The sequence below is a fragment of the Spiribacter salilacus genome, assembly GCF_009649225.1.
Lineage (GTDB): Bacteria > Pseudomonadota > Gammaproteobacteria > Nitrococcales > Nitrococcaceae > Spiribacter > Spiribacter salilacus.
Genome location: NZ_WJPP01000013.1, coordinates 1 through 1104 on the forward strand (window position 1 = coordinate 1; position 1104 = coordinate 1104).

At 56.6% G+C, this 1104-nt stretch carries 1 protein-coding gene; it reads right to left on the reverse strand.

The annotated features are described in order from the left end of the window. Positions 1-1104, reverse strand: a 1104-nt coding sequence (tuf, locus tag GH984_RS10740) for an elongation factor Tu (RefSeq protein ID WP_153720222.1), incomplete at its 5' end; no start/stop codon positions are given.

Sequence of the window (1104 nt, forward strand, 5' to 3'; positions counted from 1 at the left end):
TTACTCCAGGATCTTTGCGACAACGCCGGCGCCGACCGTACGGCCACCCTCACGCACCGCAAACCGCAGACCCTCTTCCATGGCAATCGGCGCAATCAACGACACCGTCATCTGCACGTTATCACCCGGCATCACCATCTCCGTGCCCGAAGGCAGGTCACAGGCACCCGTGACATCCGTGGTACGGAAGTAAAACTGCGGACGATATCCATCAAAAAACGGCGTGTGACGACCACCCTCATCTTTAGAGAGCACATACACTTCCGCCTCAAACTTGGTGTGCGGATTAATCGAGCCCGGCTTACAGAGCACCTGACCACGCTCCACATCATCACGCTTGGTACCACGCAACAACGCACCAATGTTATCCCCAGCACGCCCCTCATCAAGCAGCTTGCGGAACATCTCCACACCCGTGACCACCGTCTTGACCGTGTCCTTAATACCCACGATCTCCACCTCATCACCGGTGTTCACAATCCCACGCTCCACACGACCGGTTACCACCGTGCCGCGGCCTGAGATCGAGAAAACATCCTCAATCGGCATCAAAAACGCACCATCAACCGCGCGCTCTGGCTCTGGAATATACTCATCCATCGCCTCAACCAACTTCAGCACCGAAGCCACACCCACATCCGAGGTATCCCCCTCCAGCGCCTTTAATGCCGACCCAGTAATAATCGGAATGTCATCACCCGGGAAGTCATAGGCACTGAGCAGCTCTCGCACCTCCATCTCCACCAGCTCCAACAACTCCGCATCATCTACCATGTCAGCCTTGTTCAAAAAGACCACCATCGCCGGCACACCCACCTGACGGGCCAACAAAATATGCTCTCGGGTCTGTGGCATCGGGCCATCCGCCGCCGAGCACACCAAAATCGCACCATCCATCTGGGCCGCACCCGTGATCATGTTCTTCACATAATCAGCATGTCCAGGACAGTCCACATGCGCATAGTGACGGTTCGTCGACTCATACTCCACATGCGCCGTGGCAATCGTAATACCACGCTCACGCTCCTCCGGCGCATTGTCAATCTGATCAAACGCACGCGCCTGACCACCAAACTGCTCCGACAACACCTTCGTCAACGCCGC